Annotated in this window: 1 protein-coding gene; it reads right to left on the bottom strand. The window is 68.6% G+C overall.

What is annotated here, in order from left to right:
• Window positions 1-4,708, bottom strand: a 4,708-nt coding sequence (locus ACFYWY_RS38030) for an SDR family NAD(P)-dependent oxidoreductase (RefSeq protein WP_389196051.1), incomplete at both ends; no start/stop codon positions are given.

Raw genomic sequence — 4,708 nt, 5'->3', positions numbered from 1 at the left:
AAATGCTCTCCGCGACCCAGCGGAAGTCCTCCAGCATCGGGTCCATCAACGGCGAGTGGAACGCATGACTCACCCGCAACGACGTCGTCTTACGCCCCAGACCCCGGAAGCACTCGGCGATCTCCGCGACCGCTTCCTCGGCACCGGAGATCACCACCGCATCCGGACCGTTGACCGCCGCCAGACCTACCTCACCCTCGCGGCCCGCCAGCAGCGGCTGCACCTCCGCCTCCGACGCCTGAAGAGCGACCATCGCCCCGCCCGGCGGGAGAGCCTGCATCAACCGGCCACGGGCAGCCACCAGACGGCACGCATCCTCCAGCGACCAGACCCCAGCGACATACGCGGCCGCCAACTCACCGATCGAATGCCCCAACAGAACATCCGGCCGCACACCCCACGACTCCACCAACCTGAACAGAGCCACTTCCAGCGCGAACAACGCAGGCTGAGCAAACTCCGTCCGGTTCAGCAGCTCCGCATCGCCACCGAACACCACCCCACGCAGCGAACACCCCAACTCACCATCCACAAAGCCACACACCGCATCAAAGGCGGCAGCAAAAACCGGGAACGCCCCATACAACTCCCGGCCCATCCCCAACCGCTGCGAACCCTGACCCGCAAACAGAAACGCCGTACGACCCCCGGTTTCCACGGAGCCCAGGACCGCGTTCGCCTCGGGATCCCCTTCAGCCAGAGCCCGTAGCCCTTGCAAGAGTTCTTCGCGCTCCGAGGCGAGTACGACTGCCCGGTGCTCCAGCGCCGAACGCGTCGTCGCCAATGACAGGGCCAGATCACTCAGCGGCAGTTCGGGGTCAGCCTCCACGAACGACAGCAACCGCTCAGCCTGCCCCCGCAGACCATCGGGACTCACCGCCGAGACCACCACCGGCACCACCGGCAGCTCGCGACCCTCGCCCTCACCGGACCCAGCGTCCTCGTCCGCGACAGCCTCCACCGGCGGAGCCTGCTCCAGGATCACGTGCGCATTCGTCCCACTGATACCGAACGACGACACACCCGCCCGACGCGGCCGATCGCTCTCCGGCCACTCCGTGTTCTCCGCCAGCAACCGGACGTCGCCCGCTGACCAGTCCACATGCGACGACGGCACATCAGCATGGAGGGTACGGGGCAGCACACCGTGCCGCATCGCCGTGATCATCTTGATCACACCGCCCACACCCGCAGCCGCCTGCGTGTGACCGACGTTCGACTTCAACGACCCCAGCCACAACGGCCGATCCTCCGGCCGACCCTGCCCGTACGTCGCCAGCAACGCCTGCGCCTCGATCGGGTCCCCGAGCGGCGTCCCGGTACCGTGCGCCTCCACCGCATCCACGTCCGCCGCCGACAGACCCGCCCCTGCCAGCGCCTGACGGATCACGCGCTGCTGCGACGGCCCGTTCGGCGCCGTCAGACCATTCGACGCACCGTCCTGATTCACCGCGCTGCCACGCACCACCGCGAGCACCTGGTGGCCGTTGCGCCGGGCATCCGACAACCGCTCCACCAGCAGCACACCCACACCCTCGGACCACGCCGTACCATCCGCGGCATCCGAGAACGCCTTGCACCGGCCGTCCGCGGCCAGTCCGCGCTGCCGACTGAACTCCACGAAGGTGTCGGGCGTCGACATGACGGTCACGCCGCCGGCCAGCGCCAGATCACACTCGCCCGACCGCAGCGCCTGCACCGCCAGATGCAACGCCACCAATGATGACGAGCACGCGGTGTCCACTGTCACCGCCGGTCCTTCAAGGCCGAAGGTGTAGGAGATCCGGCCCGACGCGACACTGCCCGTGTTCCCGGTCAGCACATACCCGTCGGCACCGTCCGAAGCCTCCCGCAGACACGAGCCGTAGTCCTGGCCAATGGCCCCCGCGAAGACACCGGTCCGGCTCCCCCGCAGCGACTCCAGAGCGATCCCGGCCCGCTCGAAGACCTCCCACGACGTCTCCAGCAGCAACCGCTGCTGCGGATCCATCGCCAACGCCTCACGCGGCGAAATCCCGAACAACCCCGCATCGAACGACGCCGCGTCGTAGAGGAACCCGCCCCTCTGCACATACGACGTACCGAGCTTCCCCGGATCCGGGTCGAACAGCCCCTCCAGATCCCACCCACGATCCGCCGGGAAGGCGCCGATACCCTCCCCGCCCTCCACGACCAACCGCCACAGATCCTCAGGAACCTCCACCCCACCCGGGAACCGGCACGCCATCCCGACGATCACCACCGGATCGTCGTCCACCCCCACCAACGCAGGCAGCACGGAATGAGAGAGCTGTTCCGCACCCCCCACCAACTCGCCCAGAACATATCGAGCCAGCGCCGCCGGAGTCGGGTAGTCGAACACCAAGGTCGCCGAGAACCGCAGTCCGGTCAGCGAGTTCACCCTGTTGCGCAACTCCACCGACGTCAGCGAGTCAAATCCCAGAACCTTGAACGACTGGTCCGCGTCGACTTCCGCCGCGGACGCATACCCCAGCGCCGAGGCCGTCCCAGCACGGATCAACTCGAGCACCAGGCTCTCCCGCTCGTCCGGGGCCAGTCCTGCCAGCCGCCGTACGAGGTCGCCTTCCTTGGCGCTCGGAGCGTGAGCCTCGACGCTGCGGCGGACTGAGGCACGGACCAGGTTGCGCAGCAGCGGCGGCACTTCCTTGCCCGACCTGCGCAGCGTGGCGGTGTCCAGGTTCACGGGCAGTACGGCGGGCCTGCACAGTGCAGGGCGGCCGCTGTCCAGGATGCCGTCCAGGAGTCCCAGTCCTTGTTCTGCAGAGAGCGGCAGCATGCCCGACCTGGCCATACGCCGCAGGTCCGCCTCGCTCAACTCACTGGTCATCCCCGCGCCGGGAGCCCACGGACCCCACGCCAACGACGTCGCCGGCAGACCACCCGCACGCCGTGTCTCCGCCAGAGCGTCCAAGAACGCGTTCGCCGCCGCATAGTTGGCCTGACCCGCACTGCCGAACGTCCCCGCCACCGACGAGAACATCACGAACGCCGCCAGATCCAGCCCACGCGTCAACTCATGCAAATACACGGCCGCATCCGCCTTCGGCGCCAGTACCGCATCAAACCGCTCCGGCGTCAGCGAAGACACCACACCGTCATCCAGCACACCCGCCGTATGCACCACCGCGGTCAACGGATGCGCAACCGGAACCGCCGCCAGCAGCTCCGCCACGGCCTCCCGGTCAGCGACGTCAACCGCCGCGACCTCCACCTGGGCACCCAGAACGGCCAGCTCCGCCACCAACTCACCGGCCCCGGGCGCGTCCACCCCGCGCCGGCTCGCCAGCACCAGATGGCGCACCCCGTGCTCGGCCACCAGACGCCGAGCCACCAGAGCGCCAAGACCACCCGTACCGCCGGTGACCAGTACCGTGCCGTCGGTGTCCAACGGTGTCGGCACCGACAGCACTACCTTGCCCACATGCCGCGCCTGGCTCAGGAATCGGAACGCCTCCGGTGCCCGCCCGACGTCCCAGACCGTGACCGGCAACGGCTTCAGCACACCCCGCTCGAAGAGATCGAGGAGCGCGGTCAGCATCTCCGCGATCCGGTCGGGCCCCGCCTCGATCAGGTCGAACGCCTGGTAGCGCACGCCGACATGGTCGGCGGCCACCTGCTCGGGCTCGCGGATGTCGGTCTTGCCCATCTCCAGGAACCGTCCGCCACGGGGCAGCAACCGCAACGACGCGTCAACGAACTCGCGTGCCAGCGAATCCAGCACCACATCCATGCCCCGACCGCCGGTCGATTGCAGGAACGACCGCTCGAAGTCCAGATCACGTGAGGACGCGATATGCGCCGCATCGAGACCCGACCCGCGCAGCGTTCCCCACTTCCCGGGACTCGCGGTGCCGAACACCTCAGCGCCGAGATGCCGCGCCAACTGCACGGCGGCCATACCAACCCCACCCGCGGCAGCGTGAACGAGCACCGACTCGCCGGCCTGCAACCCGCCCAGATCCACCAGCGCGTAGTACGCCGTCAGGAACACGATCGGCACCGATGCCGCCTGCGCGAACGACCACCCCTCCGGGATGCGCACCACCAACCGTGCATCCGCCACGACCACCGGACCGAACGCCCCCGACAGCATCCCCATCACGCGATCACCGACGGCCAACCCCAAGACCCCGGGGCCGACCTCGGTCACCACACCCGCACCTTCCAGACCCAGCAGACCCGCCTCGCCCGGATACATCCCCAGGACGTTCAGCACATCGCGGAAGTTCACCCCGGCGGCCCGTACCGCGATCCGAACCTGACCTGTACCCAACTCACCCGCAGCCTCAGGGCAAGCCGTCACGCACAAGCCCTCCAACGTGCCCTTCTCCGCAATGTCCAACCGCCACCCGCCCTCGGCAGCCGCCGGAATCGCCATAGGTCCACCGCTCGTCACACGAGCAACCCGCGGAGCACGGACGGTGCCACCACGCAGCGCGAACTCGGGCTCGTCCAGGGCCAGCGCACCTCCGAGCCCGGCCCAGGACTCGGCCGTGCCATCCACATCCACGAGCACGAACCGGCCAGGATTCTCCGCCCGCGCCGCCCTCACCAAACCCCACACCGCCGCCAGCACCGGATCCGGCGCACCGTGATCAACCGCCACCGCCCCCTCGGTGACCACCACCAACCGCGAACCCGCGAACCGCTCCTCCGCCAACCACTCCTGCACCACACCCAACACCCG

Origin of the sequence: Streptomyces sp. NPDC002870, from assembly GCF_042888505.1 — a bacterium.
Taxonomy (GTDB): Bacteria; Actinomycetota; Actinomycetes; order Streptomycetales; family Streptomycetaceae; genus Streptomyces.
The sequence above is the reverse complement of the archived record's forward strand: the minus strand, read 5'-3'. Positions and strand labels throughout refer to the sequence as shown.